This window comes from Halomonas qaidamensis (genome assembly GCF_025917315.1).
Taxonomy (GTDB): Bacteria; Pseudomonadota; Gammaproteobacteria; order Pseudomonadales; family Halomonadaceae; genus Vreelandella; species Vreelandella qaidamensis.
Genome location: NZ_CP080627.1, coordinates 3,334,316 through 3,355,809, shown reverse-complemented (window position 1 = coordinate 3,355,809; position 21,494 = coordinate 3,334,316). Strand labels below are relative to the sequence as shown.

Annotated in this window: 18 protein-coding genes and 1 pseudogene; 10 read left to right on the top strand and 9 right to left on the bottom strand. The window is 51.3% G+C overall.

Going from position 1 to position 21,494, the window contains the following annotated elements:
* Positions 1-16: 16 nt before the first annotated feature.
* The 3 genes from cydB to K1Y77_RS15070 form a co-directional block, all read right to left on the bottom strand.
* Positions 17-1,015, bottom strand: a complete 999-nt coding sequence (cydB, locus tag K1Y77_RS15085; RefSeq protein WP_264429293.1) for a cytochrome d ubiquinol oxidase subunit II — start codon at positions 1,013-1,015, stop codon at positions 17-19.
* Positions 1,012-2,436, bottom strand: a complete 1,425-nt coding sequence (locus K1Y77_RS15080) for a cytochrome ubiquinol oxidase subunit I (RefSeq protein WP_030070963.1) — start codon at positions 2,434-2,436, stop codon at positions 1,012-1,014. The genes cydB and K1Y77_RS15080 overlap by 4 nt, the downstream gene beginning before the upstream one ends.
* Before the next feature lie 437 nt (positions 2,437-2,873).
* Positions 2,874-4,355 (bottom strand): PAS domain S-box protein, encoded by a 1,482-nt coding sequence (locus K1Y77_RS15070; RefSeq protein ID WP_320055270.1) that lies wholly within the window; start codon positions 4,353-4,355, stop codon positions 2,874-2,876.
* 205 nt (positions 4,356-4,560) lie between these two features.
* On the opposite strand from K1Y77_RS15070, the gene K1Y77_RS15065 reads away from it, so the two are divergent.
* The 3 genes and pseudogenes from K1Y77_RS15065 to K1Y77_RS15055 all read left to right on the top strand — a co-directional run.
* Positions 4,561-4,995: a hypothetical protein gene (locus K1Y77_RS15065; RefSeq protein WP_051690126.1), complete on the top strand. Its 435-nt coding sequence runs from the start codon at positions 4,561-4,563 to the stop codon at positions 4,993-4,995.
* A gap of 87 nt (positions 4,996-5,082) precedes the next feature.
* Positions 5,083-5,526, top strand: coding sequence for a copper chaperone PCu(A)C (locus K1Y77_RS15060; protein WP_030070958.1), 444 nt, complete (start codon positions 5,083-5,085; stop codon positions 5,524-5,526).
* Positions 5,527-5,643: 117 nt separating this feature from the next.
* Positions 5,644-5,811, top strand: a pseudogene (locus K1Y77_RS15055) (IS3 family transposase); the annotation flags it as partial.
* 1,068 nt (positions 5,812-6,879) lie between these two features.
* Here K1Y77_RS15055 and K1Y77_RS15050 read toward each other — a convergent pair.
* Positions 6,880-8,505, bottom strand: a complete 1,626-nt coding sequence (locus tag K1Y77_RS15050; RefSeq protein ID WP_030070956.1) for a BCCT family transporter — start codon at positions 8,503-8,505, stop codon at positions 6,880-6,882.
* Between the two features lie 306 nt (positions 8,506-8,811).
* Here K1Y77_RS15050 and K1Y77_RS15045 point away from each other — a divergent pair, with 306 nt between their 5' ends.
* Positions 8,812-9,714 carry a cobyrinic acid a,c-diamide synthase gene (locus tag K1Y77_RS15045; RefSeq protein WP_232222349.1) on the top strand — a complete coding sequence of 301 codons (903 nt, stop codon included), beginning with the start codon at positions 8,812-8,814 and terminating at the stop codon, positions 9,712-9,714.
* 98 nt (positions 9,715-9,812) lie between these two features.
* Complete coding sequence (locus tag K1Y77_RS15040; protein ID WP_030070952.1) at positions 9,813-10,985, top strand: toxic anion resistance protein; 1,173 nt, start codon at positions 9,813-9,815, stop codon at positions 10,983-10,985.
* A gap of 50 nt (positions 10,986-11,035) precedes the next feature.
* Here the strand turns inward: K1Y77_RS15040 and K1Y77_RS15035 are convergent, their stop codons facing one another.
* On the bottom strand, positions 11,036-11,413 hold the full coding sequence (locus tag K1Y77_RS15035) for a Rieske (2Fe-2S) protein (RefSeq protein ID WP_030070950.1): 378 nt from the start codon (positions 11,411-11,413) through the stop codon (positions 11,036-11,038).
* A gap of 62 nt (positions 11,414-11,475) precedes the next feature.
* Positions 11,476-12,582 (bottom strand): 4-hydroxyphenylpyruvate dioxygenase, encoded by a 1,107-nt coding sequence (gene hppD / locus K1Y77_RS15030; protein ID WP_030070948.1) that lies wholly within the window; start codon positions 12,580-12,582, stop codon positions 11,476-11,478.
* A gap of 129 nt (positions 12,583-12,711) precedes the next feature.
* On the opposite strand from hppD, the gene K1Y77_RS15025 reads away from it, so the two are divergent.
* The 3 genes from K1Y77_RS15025 (at position 12,712) to K1Y77_RS15015 (ending at position 16,689) form a co-directional block, all read left to right on the top strand.
* On the top strand, positions 12,712-13,188 hold the full coding sequence (locus tag K1Y77_RS15025; RefSeq protein WP_030070947.1) for an Lrp/AsnC family transcriptional regulator: 477 nt from the start codon (positions 12,712-12,714) through the stop codon (positions 13,186-13,188).
* An 86-nt stretch (positions 13,189-13,274) separates the two neighbouring features.
* Positions 13,275-14,837 (top strand): sigma-54-dependent transcriptional regulator, encoded by a 1,563-nt coding sequence (locus K1Y77_RS15020; RefSeq protein WP_264429288.1) that lies wholly within the window; start codon positions 13,275-13,277, stop codon positions 14,835-14,837.
* Positions 14,838-15,228: 391 nt separating this feature from the next.
* Positions 15,229-16,689 carry a sodium-dependent transporter gene (locus K1Y77_RS15015; RefSeq protein WP_030070944.1) on the top strand — a complete coding sequence of 487 codons (1,461 nt, stop codon included), beginning with the start codon at positions 15,229-15,231 and terminating at the stop codon, positions 16,687-16,689.
* A 66-nt stretch (positions 16,690-16,755) separates the two neighbouring features.
* Here the strand turns inward: K1Y77_RS15015 and K1Y77_RS15010 are convergent, their stop codons facing one another.
* On the bottom strand, positions 16,756-17,202 hold the full coding sequence (locus K1Y77_RS15010; protein ID WP_264429286.1) for a DUF6455 family protein: 447 nt from the start codon (positions 17,200-17,202) through the stop codon (positions 16,756-16,758).
* 150 nt (positions 17,203-17,352) lie between these two features.
* The gene (locus K1Y77_RS15005; protein ID WP_030070941.1) at positions 17,353-18,138 is read right to left on the bottom strand and encodes a helix-turn-helix transcriptional regulator; all 786 of its coding nucleotides are present in this window, start codon (positions 18,136-18,138) and stop codon (positions 17,353-17,355) included.
* Positions 18,139-18,301: 163 nt separating this feature from the next.
* Between K1Y77_RS15005 and K1Y77_RS15000 the strand changes: the two genes are divergently transcribed.
* Positions 18,302-19,981 carry an FAD-dependent monooxygenase gene (locus K1Y77_RS15000; protein WP_264429284.1) on the top strand — a complete coding sequence of 560 codons (1,680 nt, stop codon included), beginning with the start codon at positions 18,302-18,304 and terminating at the stop codon, positions 19,979-19,981.
* Between the two features lie 5 nt (positions 19,982-19,986).
* Positions 19,987-20,223, top strand: a complete 237-nt coding sequence (locus tag K1Y77_RS14995) for a hypothetical protein (protein WP_264429282.1) — start codon at positions 19,987-19,989, stop codon at positions 20,221-20,223.
* A 77-nt stretch (positions 20,224-20,300) separates the two neighbouring features.
* On the opposite strand, the gene K1Y77_RS14990 is transcribed toward K1Y77_RS14995, so the two are convergent.
* Positions 20,301-21,356 carry a TRAP transporter substrate-binding protein gene (locus tag K1Y77_RS14990; protein ID WP_264429280.1) on the bottom strand — a complete coding sequence of 352 codons (1,056 nt, stop codon included), beginning with the start codon at positions 21,354-21,356 and terminating at the stop codon, positions 20,301-20,303.
* Positions 21,357-21,494: the final 138 nt, after the last annotated feature.

Below are 21,494 nucleotides of genomic sequence, written 5' to 3'. Positions count from 1 at the left end.
ATTGAAGTAGCAAGCATCAATGATAGCCTTCTCCCACTTTGACCTTGCCGCGAAACACCCAGTAGGTCCAGGCGGTGTAGGCCAACACAATAGGGATCACAAACAAGAAGCCGATCAGTAAGAACAGCTGCGACTCTGGGGCAGAGGAAGCATCCCAAATGGTATAGTTAGGCGGCACAATCACTGGCCATTTGCTGGCAATCAGACCCAGGTAGGTAAACAGGAAGATACCTAACGCCATGACAAAAGGTAGCCCTTCATCTTGGCGCTTGACCGAACGGTACACCAAACCTGAACAGAGCAAGGCCAGTACAGGGAAGATCCAAATCAGCTGGAACGTATCCATCCAGCGGCTATACACCTCAGGGCTGACGAGCGGTGTCCAGATGCTCACAATGGCAAACACAGCCAAGACCGTCAGCAACAGCTTAGGCGTGATGGCATAGGCCCACTGCTGCACATGGCCCTCTGATTTCATAATCAGCCAAGTAGCGCCCAATAGCGCATAGCCGGCCATTAATCCTAATCCGGTTAACACGGTGAAGGGGGTTAACCAGTCGAGTGCGCCGCCGACGTAGCGAAAATCTTCAACGGCAAACCCTTGAATATAGGCCCCCACCACGGCGCCCTGAGCAAAGGCGGCGATAGCCGAGCCTAAGAAAAAAGCGCGGTTCCACCAGCGGCGGTTTTTGTGCGACTTGAAGCGAAACTCAAAGGAAATGCCGCGGAAAATCAGCCCGGCAAGCATCAAAAACACGCCAATATAGAGCGCTGGTAAGAAGACCGAATAGACCAGCGGAAACGCGCCTAAAAGCCCAGCGCCACCGAGTACCAGCCAGGTTTCATTACCGTCCCAAACGGGGGCGACAGAGTTCATCATCACATCGCGTGAATCTTCATCAGGGGCAAAGGGGTATAGGATCCCCAGGCCCAAATCGAAGCCGTCCATAATGACGTACATAATCACGCCAAAGCCGATGATTACCGCCCAGATTAAGGCTAAGTCGATACTCATGATACGTTTGCTCCTGCGGTGCGATCGCCTAAGTCATCATCTAACGGGGTGTGCGCGGCAGAAAACGGACGCTTAGGACGCTCAACTTCTCCTTTAACTTCAATGGGGTCGTCGTGCATGCCGTTACGTACTACGCGGGTGAGGTAGTACACGCCGACGACAAACACCACGCTATACACGGCGACATACCCAATTAGCGTAAACAGCGCCATCGCGCCGGTGAGTGACGGCGTTAAGCCTTGTGCGTGGGTCATCACCCCATACACCAGCCATGGCGCGCGGCCTGCTTCCGTCACGATCCACCCTGCAAGCACGGCCACAAACGGCGTGATAATCATCGCCACCAGTGTTTTCAGGAACAGGGGACTCTCAAAAATGCGCCCTTTGCGCCGCAGTATTAGCCCCAGAAGGGCCACGCCAATCATTAAAAAGCCAATGCCAACCATCACGCGGAAAGACCAGAACACTAGCGCTACCGGTGGCTGTTCTTCAGGAGCTACCTCGGAAAGTCCTGGAATCACACCATCAGCGCTGTGCTTGAGGATGATGCTCGCCATATTGGGAATGCCAAGCTCAAACCGGTTGGTTTGATTTTCCTGATCAGGCAGTGCAAAAAGCAGCAGTGGTACGTTAGAGCGGGTTTCCCAGTTGCCTTCCATGGCCGCCACTTTGGTTGGCTGATGCTCCAGGGTATTTAGCCCGTGGAAATCACCGATTAATGCCTGCGCGGGTGTTAAAAAGAGCAGTAACCATAGGCACATGGAGAGCGCTTTCTTGTTAGCCTCTACATCGCGGTTGCGCAACAGGTACCACGCGCTAACGCCAGCCACCACAAAACCACCGGTGAGAAACGATGCCATGCCCATGTGCGCGAAGCGGTACCAGAACGACGGGTTAAAAATGGCCTCAAGCCACGAGGTAATATGGAAGCGACCATCAATCAGCTCATAGCCTGCCGGCGTTTGCATCCAGCTGTTAGCGGAAAGAATCCAAAAAGACGAGATGAACGTACCGATAGCCACCATGATGGCGGCAAATAGGTGAACTCCCTGCGGCACCTTGTTGCGGCCAAAGAGAAGAACGCCTAAAAAGGCTGCCTCAAGGAAGAAGGCGGTGACCACCTCGTAGCTGAGGATAGGACCAAGGAAGTTCGATGTAGCGTACGAGAAGTTGCTCCAGTTAGTGCCAAACTGGAAGGACATCACAATACCCGACACGACGCCCATACCGAACACTACGGCAAACACCTTGGTCCAGAACTGAGCTAAACGATCCCATGCTTGGTTGGCTGTTTTATAAAATAAGCCATGTAAAACAGCAATATAAGATGCTAGGCCAATCGTAAACACAGGAAATATAGCGTGAAAGGAAACGACAAACGCGAATTGCAAGCGGGATAAAATTAGCGGATCGAGCTCCATGACGACCTCCGAGAGCATGACGCGATATCCGTACTTTGCGAGCGTTCACTCGGCAAAGCGCACGTGATAAAACACAAGCCTATATCGCTTTAAGTAATATTCTTATAACTTAATTATTGTACAGGCAATGAGGCTGAAGCCACAAACGGAAGTGGCGATATCAAGGATGACGGTTTGTCGCATCTAGTGCTTGATCAGAAGTTGTCTAGGGCAGCTGCGGTGGCGAGGAACTTAATCATCGCGTAGGGAAAAAGAGGTACACGCCAGTAAGGGCTAACGGTTCCTTATGCGAGGCCTGTCAAAACAGCACACTAAGCAGGTTGGAGGTATGACTCATTCGATGAACATATGAAAAATAGCGTGTAGAAGGATGCCAGTGCGCTACTGGCTAAAACTTAGGTAGGGTAGCGCACGCATTGGAGTATAAGTTGTTCACGCTATTTTTTTTCAGCTAGATGCTTCAGCGTTTCCTTTAATTCGCCAAGCAAACTACGCGTTATTTCAACGCTACTGCTGACCTTACGGGCAGCATTAGATGAGCTCTCTGCCAACCGGCGCACTTCTTGTGCAACAACTGCAAACCCTCGGCCGGCTTCTCCTGCCCTAGCGGCCTCGATAGCGGCATTGAGTGACAGTAAGTTTGTCTGGCTAGCAATGCCATCAATTGACGCGACCAAAGCGCTGATTTTTTGGCTCGCTTCATCTACTTTGCTCATTTTGTCATCCATCTCGCGGCGCAGATTGACATCGGCAGTCACATCGCGAAAGAAAGCTGTATAGTGAGTTTCTGTGCCAAGCTTTACTTTAGATAACGTAACGCTTCCCCAACGAATTTCGCCGTCTTTACGGGGAACTGGAACTTCTCGGGTGAAGCCCACGATCTTATTATCTCCACCCCCACGATTAGCATTTACATAAGCGTCATGATTCGGCTGAATTGACTGTGGTACTAACATTTTAACGTTTTTCCCCAGTACTTCCTGGCGGCTATATCCCCACAGTTTTTCAGCTGCGCCATTGAAAAAGGTGACGTTATTTTGGTTATCGATACTAACAACAGCGTCTAAAGCCTGCTCCAATGTTTGGTTGAGGCGCTCTTTAAGAAGGCGCTGGTCAGTAATATCTTTAGCAAAAGCGGTATAACAAGTTTCACCCTCTACGATGACTTCAGAAAGAGAAATATTGACCCAGATAGTTTCGCCGTTGCGGCGACGCATCACCACATCACGACTGCTACCAACAATGCGGTTTTGCCTAGTACGACGATGACGTCCGATATATTCGTCATGCTGGTTGCGGTGCTCTTCCGGTACCAGTATCTTGACGTTGTGGCCTAGTACTTCCTCACGTTGGTAACCCCATAGCTGTTGCGCGGCATCGTTAAAAAAAACAATGTGGTTCTTTGCATCAATGGTAACGACTGCATCTAGCGCTTTTTCTAACGCCTGTTGAGCGTGATTGGTAGGTAACGACGGCAGGCATTGGGTGGTTGCTAGGAGCCCTTCCTTATAAGGCACTACGGTGACACTAACAGTGAAGCTTTGTCCTGTGACATCTACGCTTTCTAAAATTTGTTCAGCACTGGTGTCAGTTTTTAGGCCAGGAATTATGGGCCGACAATCACCTCTTACTAACGCTTCCTTACCCCACAGTTGCTGTGCAGAAGGGTTGCTTTTCAGAACATTGCCGTAACGATCTAGTTGTAAGATGGCCACTGGCAATGCATCGAAGAGAGACGTAAAAGTATCTGTGTGCGAGAGTTCTGAAGAATCAGTAGGCTCGGAAGAAAATGCAACAGTAAGCCGCTGGAGCAAAGAAAACATAAACAGTCTCTCGCTAAAATAAACCAGCCACAGGCTATCGATACAAGGTTTGTACGTCAATTTAATTTTTGGATAATTATTGACGGCTTTTTGCATCCAATACAGTGAATGCGTCGACAGGGAGAATCGCCCCGATCTCGACCAGCCCACCTAGGACAAAGCATTATAAATAGCCAGTCTCGCTTCAGTGCACTGCCCATCAAATGGCAGTCGGCTAACTTGCAGGTGCGACAATCTCTCGCATTACGGAAAAGGCTACAGAGTCGTAAAGTGTTCTTTTATTCTCTATAGGAATAACATTATGCTTTTTATTAAATTTCTACTCGCAGCTACCTTCATTGTCCCCTTGGGAGTAAGTGTTGCTACTGCACAAACTGTCAGTGATTCTCGTGATGTTTCAGAGCTTTCTAGCCCTATTGTAATGTTGACCCCTGTAATCGCACGAAATGCTGACCACTTGCAGCTAGATAGTGAGCAGCGGTCTGCTTTGAAAGATTGGATGGCTAAGAGCCCTGCAGAACGAGAGGCATTGGAAGATCTTGTGGTTGCTCAGCGCAACGAGCTGCGCCAAATGATTCTCAGTGGTGCTAACACTGGAGTGCGTACTGAAAAGGCAGCGTTTATTGGTCAGCTGGAATCCGATTTGCTGATGATGCGCTCTAGCTGTGTGGAATATTGGCGTGAAACGTTGAATGAAGAGCAGTTCGCTCAAGCCCTCCAATTAGCTGATACCTAAGGCGCTAACGCATAAATACTGATCCCAGGCGTTTTTTTATATGGTTTCCACTGAGATGAAATAATAGCTCAATAGGGGGTATGAAATATGTTAAGCGTTCGTTCTACTGTACTAGCGTTAAGCGCAATAGTGTTTACTTCGTTTGTACAAGCTGATTCGCTGATCGTTGAAGATCCTTTTGTACGAGAGGTACCGCCCGGTTCACCTGCGACAGCTGCTTTTATGACGCTGTATAACCAAAGTGATGCGCCAGTACGCTTGATAGAGGCCCAAAATAGCATCACAGAATATACAGAGTTACATGATCATGTCGTGATAGATGAAGTCATGCAGATGCGTCAGGTGGAGGCGATTGAAATACCTGCTCAAGGGAAAGTAACGCTTGCCCCCGGAGGATTGCATTTGATGTTAATTGGCTTAAGTCAACCTGTTAATACAGGCGGTTCAGTCAGCTTAAATCTATTTTTTGATAACGGAGATGGTATAGAGGTGGTGGCACCTATCCGTTCAGTTATGCCAATGCATCAATAATCTTGCCGGGCTTTTTGAAGTTATTTAAAAATTTAAAGCCTCTTTTTATCGGGTATTGCTACTAACTCGTTGTCAGCTTAGTCGTGTTGTAACGTAAATCACGCCTAAGTGCGTTACATCACTAACCATAGTGATTGGGGAAGCCAGTATCTCTCGATCTTTTACGCAGAGCGTACGGCTGATGAGGGTATCGATGCCTCAGTCGGCAACACTGGCGGCTCCTACGACAGTGCGCTGGCTGAGACCATAATCGGCTTATTCAAAACGGAGGTATTTCACCTTCGGGTGAAGCTGTCTGACTCAAACAAACCAGTCCCTGGAATAACCGGGGCGATTCACTGCTCAACTCCCGAGGTTTGGTGGTCACCGACGGAATTATCTGCAGCGGGTAGGCTACTACCGCCTCAGTGCTACTCGTTTCAAGCTGTTCCTGCTGTTAGCTACAACACGCATGCTGGTGACGTCGATTTGTCCGAACACCCAGTGGCATAATCGGTTGGCTGAACATCTGGAACAGTTTCCATAGCAGCGCTCATCGAGGAAGCTGAATTTGAGCGGGATGAGGATTACGGAAGACTGGAAGGATTGGTGGTAGCCAGAAAATAAAAAAACCAGCGTAGGTTGCGAGCAACCAAGAGGCCAACGTCGTGTTACCAAAAATGATAGGCCGACCAAGGTGAGCTTGTGTCCACCCGAATTCCTGCAGCCACAAATAGAACCTCAGCGGTGTTGATGGCTGAGGCGCTGCCTCGGCACAAAGCTTTGGCTACAGGATCAATAAAAAGCCCCTAAGCAATGTGACTGCGTAGCAGTCTCACCGATAGGGGCCTTATTGGGGGCAACCATAGTCCCCTTGTGAGCTACTAGCAATGAGTTTTGTATAGCCATATAGAAAACCGTGGCCATCGAAAAAGGCATCAGGAAACTGACTAGGGTTTCAATCTAGCACCACCCTCTTCGTTGAATAAATTTTGTACACGACGTTCCTGTTTGCGTAGAGGTTTGTGAAGCATCCATTGCTATTGGCCAGAGCCATTCATACAAAACCTAAGCCACTGGGAGTGATTCATCACGTCCCCAGTCTGCCCAAGAACCGTCGTACAGCGATAGCAGCAACAACGTCCCGCTTTTCGGCTAGCCACTGTGGCAGTCCCCCATCCAGAACAAAAATTGGGTCGTCACGAGGGGGGATGGCATGGAGTTCTCCGGTCATAGACTGGCAGTCTAAGTTATTCAGATGCTCAGTTGGTTTTGAATAATGATAGACAGCTTGATGAGGCCTTGGGAACTTAGGCTATTTACAACCGCCTGAATCGTAACACTACTTGATGGTGTCAAAAGGCACTGCATTACCTAGTCATCTGGCCGTAACTCCTTTGGGCTGGGTGGGGCACCGACACGAACTTCGCTAAGATCCTCATGGCCGAGACTACGGAATAAAGAGAACATCATGGCGAACACTAGAATAAACATCGGTAGGCCAACCACGGTAATCACTTCTTGCAAGGCAGTCAGTCCAGCATCGCCCGCTAGTACAATAAGCATGGCCGCTAGCATGCCTTCAGAGACGCCCCAAAATACCCGCTGGTGCCAAGGGCCAGGATCGGAACTGCCGGTACACAGCATATCGACGACCAGAGATGCGGAGTCTGATGAGGTGGCAAAGAAGATGGCGACGATCACCACTGCCAAGCCCTGGATTAAGGTGGCGGCTGGGAAGTTCTCGAAAAATGCGAACATGGCGAGGGGAATGCTTTCGCCGACGGCAGCTGACAATGTGCCGGCTTGAGCACCCAGGGCTGCGCGGGCTTCAGCGCCAATCCCATCGATTTCCATTGCTGACCAGCCAAAGATCGCAAACCAGATCAGTGTAAAGATGGAAGGTGCGAACAGCACCCCAAGGACAAACTCGCGGATGGTTCGCCCACGGGAGATGCGTGCGACGAAGATCCCGATAAAAGGCGACCACGTTACTGTCCAGGCCCAATAAAACACTGTCCAACTGCCTTGCCATCCCCAGCCGCTGCCGTCATTGCTGGTATATCTGGCCAGCGTGTCGTTCCAGAACGCCATGGGAAGCAGATTCGTTATATAGAGGCCAAAGGTCTCGACAACAGCACGCAACAGGAAAACGGTCGAGCCAGTAAACAGCACAAACATTAGCAGACCGACGGCCATGCCGATATTGATATTGGAAAGCCGTTTCACGCCGGCATCTAGCCCCGCGACGATCGATCCCACGGCGACAGTCGTCAGAACGGCGATGATGATGACTTTCGTCGTCACTGCATCTGGCACGCCAAACAGTTCTGTCAGCCCTGCATTGATTTGCTGGGTACCAAGACCGATAGAAACCGCCACACCAAACAGGGTGCCTAGAATGGCAAAAATATCGAGGACTTTGCCAACAGGGCCGTAAATGCGCTCGCCTATCAGCGGGTAGAACACTGAGCTGAAGCGCATCGGCAGGTTGTAGCGGTAAATGAAGTACGCAAACGCCAGCCCCGGCATGGCGAAAATCGACCAGGTATGCAGCCCTAAATGGTAGATAGAAAAGCTCATGGCATCGTCGGCGGCGTCCACCGAGAAGGGCTCAACATCCGGCCGAGGGGGCGTTGCAAAGTGGGAGATAGGCTCTGCTACCCCCCAGAACATCAATACTGTGCCAATACCGCCAGCAAATAGCATGGTAAACCAGGAAATATTGGTATAGGCCGGCTTCGCATCATTGCCACCCAGGCGGATTACCCCATAACGGCTGAGCGCTACCCACAGCAAGAATGCTACCCAACTCGTTACCCCTAAAATAAAGAACCAGCCAAGGTTAGTAACTATCCACTGCCGCCCTGCGCCGAAAGCTTCACCTATCGCGTCTGGCGCAATCAAAAGCGCCGTCAGGAAAATGATCATGATCCCTGCAGAGGTGAAAAAAATGACGGGATCTGTCTTGAGGCCCAGCTTCCTCGCAAATGCATCCATCGCTACATCTCCCTGTGCCTTTATGGTCAGCTTTATTCGTCTATTTTTACAACCGTCCTTAAAACAACGTAGGAGTTAAGTGCCGATCACGCCAAGAGCGTTTGCTAAATAGAAGCAGCCTAGTGAGCAGATGTTTGGATCGTCATCTGTAACTTTTTCTAGCCTCCTAGTGATCAACGTCTCACCTTGGTTACCCTGTTTTAGTGGTACTATTCTGGGTATTTACGTCTTGTCATGTGCGTTCCACGAATATAGGTAGCCGAAGCAATGTTGGGATTCCTGCAGGGATTTTCTTATGGTCTTTTTATGACCTGCCTGCCCTGGTTGCTGGTAGGGCTCTTCAACCCTGGCCTAGCAGTTCCGGTGGCGGCACCAGGTCGGCTGCATGTCATTTTGCGCTATTGCCTGACAGTGCCTTTCATCAGCATGTTGCTGTGGCTGACCTCACTGTGGGGCGGTTTCAGTCCAAGCTTGCTGGGGTGGTTGGCGGGGATTGTCGCCATCCCGGTAGCACTGCCCATTGAGCGAACCTTGAGAGGCTGGCTAGCTCGCCGTCGCGCGCGCCGTCAGCAGGCCGAGATTAACGCCAAAGCGCAACAGCGCCGTGCTCAACAAGCGCGCAATGCTCATGAAGCTGGCGTGTTGGTGCTCGACCCGGCAGCGCCGCCCGAGGGAGCCGATGATTTGGTAATGGCAATGTGCCAAGCCAAACAGCGCTTGCTTGATGTTCATCGTTCTGATCTGGCGATCCTGGCTGACCGCCTCTATAGCCGTTACTACCATGTCATGGAGGTGCTCAGTGGCCGATTCCAACGTGGTGAGCTGGCCTTTGAGCGCTCGCAAAGCTTAGTCGCGCAAGTGTGCCTCGGTTCGGTGGATACGCTTACTACCATGGCTTCCCAAGCGCGCAGCGTGGCAAGTGTGGACGGTAATTATGTGCGTGACCGCCTGACCCGGGAAAGCCATCGATTGAGTACAGAAGAGCGGGCCGCCCTGATGCGGCGTCTGGATCTGCTTAGCGAGACTGAAAAGCGGCTTCAGGAGCTCTCTGCTCAGGTGGAGTCGGCATTGACCGTACTCGACGACACGGCCGTCTCTATGGCGCGTATCGAAACTGCACGCCCCCAGGCAGCTGTCACTACCGAGAAAGCATTAGAGGACTTGCGCCATTTCGTCGAAGGTGCGGGTCGCTATGCGCGCAAGGAGTAATTCGTTCGCGGAGTTGTCATATGGTTCCAAGACGGGTGTTTAAGACCGTCTTCAAGAACGATTTTTAAGAATGATTTTTAAGAACAGTGGAGATGCCAATGACTCAGCCATCCGATGACACAGGTCGTCTTTCTTTACCGCCAGTTGAGGAGATTGCTGACGCGGTCACCTCCAATGATTCTGGTGTCGATCCTGAACTTGAGGCCATGGCTGAGCGCTTTGTCACGGAAATTCTTGCCGAGGGTGACGAAGCGTCGGTTGTTAGCCAGCGCCGTGCCGTCGATGAGATGGGGCTTGAGCTGCAGCAGCAAGCGGCTCATCGCAGCGCCATGCTACAGACACCATTACGACAGCTGGCGCATCAAGGCGACGAAGGCGGGCCAGTCGCCAAGGCACTGACCGATCTTCGTGGGCGTATGGAAGGGCTTGACCCTGCCCGCCACCGCTTGGCACCCAGTGCCCTTGATCGCGTGATGGCGATTATTCCTGGCCTCGACAGCCGCCTGCAACGCTACTTCCGCAAATTTGAGAACGCTCAGCAGGCGCTTGATGCGATCATTGACGAGTTAGAGAGTGGTCGCGACATGCTGCATCGCGACAACCTCACCTTAAATGATGACCAGCAAGCCCTTAGGGATATTCTGAACCAATTGAACCGCCAAGTGACGCTGGGTCGTCTGATTGACCGTCGCTTGAAGGATGACATCGACACACGTGCTGTTGATGATCCACGGCGTCATTTCCTTGAAGAAGAACTGCTCTTTCCTCTCCGTCAGCGCATCGTCGACCTTCAGCAGCAGCTGGCCGTTAGCCAGCAAGGCGTGCTGGCGCTAGAAGTCATCATTCGCAACAACCGAGAGCTGATGCGTGGTGTGGATAGAGCCATTAACGTCACCGTCTCGGCGCTCACCGTTGCGGTCACTGTGGCTATGGGCATGGCCAACCAGCGCCTAGTGTTGGACCGCATTGAAGCCCTTAATACCACGACCTCACAGATGATTGGCGGTACCGCCAAGGCACTGCGTCAGCAGGGCGTGGATATTCAGAAACGGGCTTCTTCAGCGATGCTCGATATGCAAATGCTGGAAGACGCTTTCGGTGAGGTGATGGGTGCCATTGATGATCTCTCAACCTATCGCCAGGAAGCGCTGCCTCGGTTGGATGAGCAAATTGACCGCCTGGCGGCTTTATCTAAGCAGGGCAGTGCCTCTATCGAGCGCCTTCGTGAAGGCAGCGAGTCGCACCTAATGGATGACCACCAGCGTGGCTAGGGAGCTATTTTCTTCTAGTAAGTGGATTGGCCCCATAAGGCATTACTTACTCATGTAGGCAAAGGCCCGATACATACATTCCCTTGTTGGTCTTCAAAGACGGGTATTGCGTCAAGGTTATCGAATGCGCCTGTTAAGCAGTTGCCTGTTTTACTATCAAATGCTGCGCCATGGGCGCTGCATAGCAAACGGCTTTTATCTGATGAAATGATGCTGTTTGAGCGATAATTTAACGGTAAATACTGGTGGGGACAGGCATTAACGTAGCAATAAATCTCACCCTCTATGCGCGTTACAATGACAGGGAAAGGTTCATCTTTACTTATTATTTCTAAGCAGCGTGAAGTGCCCTCTTCTATAAGGTGAGAAGAGCAAACAGTAGCCCCCGCTTGGGGGGCATTCGCATAGTTACGCCAAGCGTCGTGCACAGTGGTTCCTTTTTGGCATCGCTAATGTTGTTATTGTGGCGGTTTATTATTCAGCATTACTGCTATTCAGTAGCGCCTTGCAACACGCCTCGGTTGATTTGATCCTCTTCGATGGATTCGAAAAGTGCTTTAAAATTGCCTTCTCCAAAACCATCGTCGCCCTTACGTTGGATAAACTCGAAGAAGATCGGGCCAATCACCGTTTTTGAGAAAATCTGTAGCAAAATTCTGGTTTCGCCACCGCCCACGACACCTTCGCCATCAATCAAAATGCCGCGGTTACGCAGTTTATCGAGAGGCTCTTGGTGGTCTTTGACGCGCTCAAGCGATTTTTCGTAATAAATGCTCGGCGGGCCAGGCATAAATTCAAGCCCCGCGTCAGCGATTAAGTCAGTGCCGGTATAGATATCATCGGTTGCAATGGCAATATGCTGAATGCCTTCGCCGTTGTACTCGCGTAAGTACTCTTCAATTTGGCTGTGATCGTCGGCACTTTCATTAATCGGAATACGAATTTTGCCATCGGGGGAGGTTAATGCGCGGCTGGTAAGGCCGGTGACTTTACCAGTGATATCGAAGTAGCGAATTTCACGGAAGTTAAAGGTGTCGTGATAAAACTTATACCACGTATCCATATTGCCGCGAATAACGTTATGAGTGAGGTGATCAAGATAGTAAAAACCAAAGCCTTTAGGCTTAGGATCTTCCTCATCTAACCACTCAAACTCGTTTGAGTAACAGCTGCCTTTTTCACCATACGTATCAATAAAGTAAAGCAGCGATCCGCCAATACCAACAACTGCCGGTGCATCAATGGATTTATTACCGGTGAACTCTTCAGCCCCTAAATCAACAGCACGTTTTAGGGCATGCTGAGCATCAACAACACGCCAAGCCATTGCTGGTGCACAGGGGCCGTGCGCTTCAATAAACGCTGACGCATGAGAGTTAGGCTCGCTGTTAAGCAGGTAGTTGATATCACCCTGACGATAAACGGTAATTGACTTGCTACGGTGTTTTGCAACGGGGATGAAGCCCATTTGCCGAAATAGGCTGTCTAATTTTTCCGGCTCGGGATGGGCAAACTCAACAAATTCGAAGCCATCCGTACCTGCTGGGTTTGCATCGCTAATGGTTACTTTAGGGGCGTCATGAGGAAAAGGACCCATCGCTGTTTCTCCTATTATTGTCTTGTAGATTAACAAGCTAAGTATAGGGAAGAGGCGGTGCAATTAGGTTGCAAACTAACCCAAGATGCCGCCAAATAGCGCACAGCTTGTGCGCAATAGGAGCATTTTATGCATGGGATTTCTTTAGATCGTTATGATCTTGCAATTTTATCAGCGTTGCAAAAGAACTCAGCCCTCACCAATTCAGAATTGGGCGAGCATGTCAGCCTGTCACCTTCTCAATGTTCCCGACGCAAAGCGCGCTTAGAAGCTGAAGGGGTAATTAAAGGATATTCGGCGAGGCTTGATGCCAGCAGCCTGGGGTTTGGCTTGCGTGCGATCACCAGAGTTAACCTTAAAGCGCACGGTGAAAGCATGGATGATGATTTTGTAGCGTTACTGACAAAGCATGCCATGGTGCGTGAGGCCTATTCTGTCTCAGGAGATGCAGATTATGTACTGCACGTTATCGCCAAGGACCTCACCGAGTTTTCGGACTTTATTCATCATCATTTATTACCTCATCCTAATGTCACTCAGGTCCGCTCTGAAATCATACTGCGTAGTATGAAAGAGGAGCAGGGGCTGCCAGTGAGTGGTGGCTAGGCTGTGTCCGAAATCGCCGATTTTCCAGGTAACGCCTAGTCAGAGAGACTTCCTAAGTAAGTGGTTTTTTATGCCGTGAGGGTTCTATGCGTCTTAAATTTTACTGTCAGAATCGCATTGGTATTCTTCGCGATATAGTGGCCCAGTTTGCCGACTACCGAATTAATGTCGCACGGGGAGAAGTCGGTGGCGAGCAGGGCAATACCATCTATTTGCATGTCCCAAAGTTGCTTAATGCGCAGCTGAGTACGCTTAAGCCGGTATTGGAAGCAATACCAGGCGTATTTGGCGTCAAACGCGCGAGTTTAATGCCTAGCGAGCGTCGTCATTTGGAGTTGGATGCATTGCTGTCTTCGCTTTCTGACCCCGTGATGTCGATAGATATGCAGGGTCGCATTGTGGCGGCCAACCGTATCGCTGTTCAGGTGTTGGGGGTGCGCGTTCAAGAAGTGCCAGGGCTCTCACTGGATCGTTACCTTGACGAAGTCGACCTTCCCGAGGTGATTCGCCGCAACAACTCACGTATCAATGGGCTGCGGATCAAACTAAAAGGCGACACCTATCTTGCCGATATTGCGCCACTGCACACCGAAGACACCAAGGTGGACTCATTAGCCGGGGCGGTGGTGACGTTGCACCGTGCCGACCGTATCGGTGCACGGATTTACCAAGTGCAGCGCCAGGAACTGCGTGGCTTTGAGGCTATCTTTCAGTCGAGTGCGCGATTGGAGGCGGTGATTAACGAAGCGCGACGCATGGCACCGCTGGATGCACCGCTGCTGATTGTAGGGGAAACGGGGACTGGCAAAGAGCTGGTGGCTCGTGCCTGTCATTTGGCAAGCCCTCGCGGGCAAGCGCCGTTTGTGGTGCTTAACTGTGCCGGGTTGCCTGAATCAATGGCCGAGACAGAGCTTTTCGGTTACGCACCCGGTGCCTTTGAAGGCGCTCGGCCAGAAGGAAAGCTTGGCCTTCTGGAGCTTAATGAAGGAGGCACCGTCTTTCTCGATGAAGTAGGGGAAATGAGCCCACGGCTGCAAACGAAACTGCTGCGTTTTCTTCAAGATGGTGGCTTCCGGCGAGTGGGTAGCGAGGAGGAAACCTTTCTGGATGTCCGAGTGATCTGTGCCACTCAACAAAACCTGCCACAGCTGTGTAGTGAAGGGTTGTTTAGGTTGGATCTTTATCACCGGCTCAATGTGCTTTCGCTACAGGTGCCACCTTTACGTGAATGCCTGGACGGCATCGAAGAGTTGGCGGCCTATGTGCTTGATCGTGCGGCGCGTCAGATAGGCTGTCCTCTGCCCGAACTTTCGCCTGCAGCGCTGGGAAAAATCACCCGTTACGATTGGCCGGGTAATGTGCGTCAACTGGAAAATGTGTTGTTCCAGGCGGTGTCGCTATGTGAAGAAAAAGTCATTCAGCCGGTGCATCTGCGTCTTCCCCATAGTGACGTATCGCCTGAGCTGGCGGGCATACCCTTAGAGGGAAGCTTGAGCGACATGTTAGGAGAGGTGGAAAGAAATATTTTAAGTACGCTGTATCAGCAGTATCCGTCCAGCCGCCAATTAGGAAAGCGATTGGGTGTTTCTCACACCACTATTGCTAACAAACTCAAACGCTACGGCATTGGTGCTCAAGACGGCGCTTGAGACAGTACTTGAAACAGTACTTGAGACGGTACTTGAAACAGCACGTTAGAAAATTTTTTAACAATTTCTGATGGCAGGAAAATTAACTGTCACGATTTGTTTACGTCTTGTCAGTAAAATACAGCGGAAGACCCCCATCCTTCGGCATTTTTGTCTAAGTGTAACGTTTAGTTTACAGTTGCATGCTACTTCTACGGGTAACGCCTCGTTCAATGTGAGGTAAACCCATTCCTGCCCTGTCGCTATCCCCATAGACTCGTTATAGATGGCTATTTATCACTAGTTAACCGCAGTTAGTTGGCTTTTATAGGCAGCTAATCGCGCTTAAGCATCTGTTTTAACAGAACAAAATAAATAGCCTAAAAACAATATAAATTTATAAGGTTTCCCAATGACAACGACAAATACGCCCCCCAAAACGCTGTGGCTGGGCCGCTGGGGGTTTGTGCTGGCAGCCACTGGTTCTGCAGTGGGCCTGGGTAATATCTGGAAGTTTCCTTACATCACCGGCGAGTTTGGCGGTGGCGCTTTTGTGCTGGTCTATCTGGCCTGCATATTGGCGGTAGGTGTGCCTATCATGATGGCTGAAATCAGCTTTGGCCGCCGTGGCAGGGGCAGCCCGATTGATGCTATCCGCCGAGTGGTACACGAGTCGGGACGTGGCAGTTTCTGGTCGATCTTCGGTTGGATGGCCATGCTGTGTGGTTTCATGATTCTGTCGTTCTACGTTGTTGTTGCTGGCTGGTCATTTTCCTATCTGTGGAAAATGCTAAGCGGCGGACTGGCGGGCAACAGCGTCGATGACATGGCGGCGATTTTCGCCGCTAATAATGCCAACCCTTTCACGCTAGGCGCTTGGAGTACGCTGGTAACGGTGTTGACCATGCTCATCGTGGGCAAGGGCGTACAAGCAGGCATTGAAAAGAGTGTCAGCTGGATGATGCCGGGCATGGTTATCATGCTGGGCATACTGATTGGCTACGGTGCTTTCTCTGGTGGCTTTGCTGATGCTTGGTCGTTTCTGTTTTCTTTCAATACTGAAGGGCTAAGCAGTGAAGGACTCTTAGCGGCACTGGGGCATGCCTTCTTTACCTTGTCGCTCGCGTCTGGTGCCATTCTTACTTATGGTTCTTATCTGCCAGAAGGTCACTCTATTGCGCGCACAACGTTCAGTGTGGCTATTGCTGATACCGTTGTCGCGCTGATGGCTGGCTTGGCTATCTTCCCGATTATTTTCGCTAACGGAATGAATCCCGGCCAAGGGCCAGGGTTGATCTTTATGAGCTTGCCCTTGGCCTTCCAGGCAATGCCTTTTGGTACGCTGTTTGGTGTCCTGTTTTTTGTGATGCTGTCGATGGCCGCGCTTACATCGTCAATTTCGATGATCGAAGCGACCGTGGCTTGGCTCGTTGCAAGCAAAGGGATGACGCGTAAACGGGCATCCTGGGGTGTGGGCATCGTGCTGTGGCTGGTGAGCACCTTGGCAATGCTGTCGTTCAATATGGGCGCGGATTGGACGTTGGCAGGCCGCACTTTCTTCGATTGGCTGGATTATCTGACCTCCCGCTGGATGATGCCGTTGGGCGGTCTGGGCATGGCACTGATGGCGGGCTTCCTACTGCGTACTGAAATATTCAGAGAAGAACTAGGCCTCTCCCGTACCCAGCACACGCTGTGGCTGTTTATGGTGCGTTATGTCAGCCCGTTAGGCATCGTGTTGATTTTCATCGATGCGCTGGGCCTTGCTACTCTCCAGGTCGGTACTCAGTGGCCGTGGTTGCTGGCCCTGCTGGTGATTATTACCGTGGTGGGAGAACTGGCTAGCCCACGGCTGCGCCACCAAGCTTCCTGAAGCCATTGCTGAAACAAGGCTAAGGTAAAAAGCGCTCCCATCCACTGTTGATGGGAGCGCTTTGCGTTAGCGTGCTGCTAAAGCATCAAAGGCGTTTGCATTGGGGCATAGGTGACGGCACTCATCTAGCTCGGCATTGGCTCGCATCGCTTTCCAGCACTCGCCAACGACTGCACAGGCGTTGCAGTTGTCACGTAGTGCAACATAGTCGGCATGATTGATCAGACCGCTCTCTTCCAGACTTTTCTCCTGAAGACCAAAGCGCTGCATCATCACGGGCATCAAGGTGCTGGCTGGGCTGAAATGAGCCGGTTGGTCGGTTGCTAGCTGCTTTGCCAGTTCTCGCTCGAAGTGAGGTTCTAGCGGTCTTTCTAGATCACTAATAAGCGCATCATAGCTAGCGCCTGCTTCCTGTTTTACGTTGCGAGCGAGCGTTGCGGTCGACGTTGCGTAGCAGCGCTCAGTTAGGCGTTCCCACCAAGAGGTGGTCTCTGTTTTTTTAGCAGTAGCCATGATGATTCTCCCTCAGGTGTTATTGACGATGACGCCAGTATCAACCGCTAAGCGCAGAATTATCTTGATGCGGATCAAATTGGTTTCAAATGAAACAAATATAGAGACGGCATTGCTTGTCGTTAAGCAGCAATGAGCGGGTTAATAACGCTACCTTGAAGCTTTACAAAGCGCGACCAAGCCAGCTTTTGACGCGATACCTAACTTGGCATAGGCACGCTTGCGGTAGGTTTCTATCGTTGAAAAAGCGACATCGAGTTTGGCCGCCGCGGTTTTGAGCGTGTGGCCACGCAGTAAATAGAGACACAGCTGACGCTCGCGCTCAGATAACGGGGCCAGCGCGGCGGCTTCGCGGGCGCTAAGTTGTTCAGGCCTAGCAGGGGCGTTGCTGTAGTGGCGGCGAAGTAAACTGGTTAACAGCGGCGCTATGCTATTTAAGCAATCCAGGTTAGCGGCGGTGAAGGGGCCCCTCTGAGGGCCGCGGTAGAGATTAAGGTAATAAGCCCCCTCTTTTGCAGCAACGTTGAGTGATACTTTGTCGATAAGATCTGGAAAAGCAAACAGATGACTACGATATGCTGGTGACATTGCCTCAACCTGCATGGTGGTCAATGCGTCGGTAGTTATAGGTTCTTGCTTGCCTGCCAGTTGGCTTAGCTGCCGGTAATTAGGGTCTTGTCGGAACAGGCCGCTCACATAGAGATGGGCTAAGCGATCAGCCACCCGCGGAAGCTGATGATTAGCGGCCAGCAAACAGTCGATGTCGCCGCTCGTTGAGCAGCCAAAAATCATACATTGCTCGATACCCACGGCTTGATGCAATAACGCAAGCAGTTGGCTTTCGAAGTTGTCTCTTTCCACTGCCTCGATGCAGGCTGCCACGCTTGGCAGTAAAGCTCCCCATTCGATTAGCTGGGTGTTAGCCGCTTTGTTCACTTGTGCCCCGCCATCATGAAATGAGTTAACGCTGATGGGCTATAAATGTCCCGCTTTTTACGGGACAACCCCCTTGAAACCTTCAGTGTAGGCTATCGCTATACGGCCTATACACCTTTCCGTACCGCTTCCATTTTAAAAATAACAGTCACAGGAGAGTGCTATGCGACCAGCAGGCAAGGGTGAGCTTGACTCGCTGTATTTCGATTATCCGCATTTCCCCTTTGTATGTCCCGGTGAATTAAAAGGTGAGAAAAAACAGCACCGGGTCGCCATTGTGGGGGCAGGGCCCGTCGGCGTCGCCGCCGCGCTGGAACTCGCGCGTCAAGGTGTTCAGTCAGTCTTGCTTGATGATAAGGCGACGCTCAATGATGGTTCCAGGGCGATCTGTCTTTCCCGCCACAGCTTGGAAATTCTTCAACAATTAGGCGTCGAGCAGCAATTTATCGACAAAGCGCTTGGCTGGACGCGAGGGCGCTCCTATTTCCATGATCAGGAAGTCTATCGTTTTGAGATGCCGCATTCAGAGCACGAGCGCTTTCTGCCAATGTATAACCTGCAACAGCAGTATATTGAGCAGTTTCTGGTCGATAAGGCGATGGAAAGCCCGTTAATTGAAATGCGCTGGCAGCAGGCCGTTAGCGACGTCACGCAAAGTGATACCGGCGTAACTCTGCGTGTGACTACCCCAGAGGGCGAATATCAGTTAGAAGCCGCCTATTTGTTGGCGGCGGATGGTGGGCGTAGTGTTGTGCGCAAGTCGTTTGACCTGCCGTTGCACGGTGAGTCCTATGAAGGGCGCTATGTGATTGCTGATGTACGCATGACGTCTGACTTTCCGACCGAGCGCAGGGCGTTTTTCAGCCCTTCAGTAATGCCTGAATCTACCCTGCTAGTGCATAAACAGCCTGATGATATTTGGCGCATCGACTATCAACTGTTGCCGAATGAAAGCCCCGAGCAGGCTGTAACCGAGAGCGCTATTCGTGAACGCGTTGGCATGATTATTGAGATGCTAGGTGAAGAGGGGGAGTGGCAGCTTGAGTGGTGGAGCCTTTACAAAGCCTACACGCTAGCCCTCGACGATTACCGCCATGGCCGTGTGTTGTTTATTGGCGACAGTGCCCATTTAGTACCCATTTTTGGGGTGCGTGGGCTGAATAACGGGCTGGCCGATGCGGTTAACGCCGCCTGGAAGCTAGCTTGGGTGCTGAACAACAAGGCTTCTGAGAAGCTATTGGATAGCTATAGCCCAGAACGGCGCGGTGCCACACTAGAAGTCTTCGCAAATGCTGGTAAGAGCACTCGATTTATGACCCCACCCAGTCAAGGGTATCGGTTGATGCGAGATGCAGCGTTATCGTTGGCTCTACGTAACGACTACGCAAGCCGTTTTGCCGACCCACGGCAAGTCACGCCCTACACCTATGCTGAAAGCCCTGTGACGGCAGAGGATGACATCGGTTTTAGCGCTGGCCCGATACCTGGCGCACCATTAATCAATCGCCGATTAGGCGAAAACAGCTTCTTGCTCGACCACCTGGGAACGGGGTTTAACCTGCTGGTGTTTAGTGAGGATGGTAGCGTCACGCCTGAACTACAGGCCGCCTTAGTTGACCTTCAGAAACACTACAGTGGTTTTGATGTGTTGATAATTGCTCGTTATGCCTGCCCGGCGTTTTTTACCACCTTGATTGATCAACAGGGTGCTTGCTTTGAGGGGTATAACGCCAGTTCTGGAAGTGCTTACTTAGTACGACCTGATCGTCATATCACCGCCCGCTGGAAAGCACTGGAAGCGGCTTCTCTTAACCGCGCCTTCAAGACAGCACTGGGAGAATAATGCGCATGACCGCGATATCGACACCCACAGTCTCTTCACAAGCCGCTTTACCGTTTGCCGACCTTGAACAGGTTTATGAACAGCTGGCTGTCACGCTGGATTCGGTACCTGAGACGCAGCACACGCTCTTGCTTGCCCAGCTGGCCCTGGCACTTGCCCACCGACTACCCGATATCGATCAAGTAATAGCGGCGATTAATGAGGCGCGCGAGGGCATTCAAATTGACGAAGAGGGCAGTTAAAGGCAAGTGAAGACGAGCTAAGAGAGGGAAAGCGCAGAGGGGAAAGCGCTTCCCCTCTGTCATCTAGAACGGCTCATTTAGTGACTAACAACACTCGCTTCAATACTTTCTTCAGCTGCCGCATGGACTAACTGTTCATGAAAGAAGGCAAGCGCGGCTGATGCATCCACATCACGGCTCTTTACTGACTCACTCCAGGCATCCTGCAAGTTGCTAGCGACGCCCCGCAGGTAATCAATGTCTTGTTCCGATGCTTGGGTAAACGTTGCGCCATTGTCTTCACCAAACTCAACGCCGCGCTGGTCAGAAACATCCATCATGTAGCCAAATAAGCGTGAAAGACGCTCGCCTGACACGCTTTCAATCGCCGCACGGTCTTCGTCCGACACTTGGTCCCAGAACATCGGGTTCATCACAATCGCAAAGCTGCCGCGGTAGAAACCGCCGTCTACGGTCAGGGTATGCGGGGCTACTTCAACCACGCGGAAGCTGCGCAAGCTTTCAAGCGTTAACATTGCACCGTCAACAACGCCTTGAGAGGCCGCTTCGTAGGTACCTGTGGGCGGAATGGAGACACCGGTGACCGACATTGCCTCGGCTAAGCCACTCATCACACCGCCGCCTACGCGCAGTCGTTTGCCAGCAAGCTCATCGATTGAGCTTATTTGTTCACGGGTAAATATTTGGCCTGGGCCATGTACACCCATCGCCACCACATCAACGCCACGATGCTCATTGGCTTGCTGCAAATATGCTTGATGGGTATGCCAATAAGCGGCGGAGGCATCTTCTGAGGAGAACTCCTCAAACGTAGGGAATTCAGGCAACTGTGTGGCTAGAAAGCGGCCCGCCATATGGGCGTGAAAAATCCAGCTGGCGTCCGCAATACCATCAGCCACGATTTCCATCTGTGCGGGAGGCGGCCCCATATCGTGCACTACTTCTACCGTGACACGGTCATCCGTGGCTTCTTCAATCCATGCCTTCCAGGTTGGCCAAACAATGGTATTAACACCGTGATTAGGCCCGCCCCAGGTGCTGACGGTGATGGTTGCCTGGGCAAAGGAAGACATGCTGAATGCCATGCTTGAAAAAGCGATAGCACCCACGAGTAAGCGAGCTGGTTTATTCATATTAATGCTCCATAACCGGCGCTATTAGCGCCTATGTTGTTATTGGTAACGCCTAACACCGAGCAAGTGGCGTCTTCTCGGGTGGCGTAAATCACATCGCTTACCTTGCCTTCAGATAGTTTCACTGGCAACTAGTTT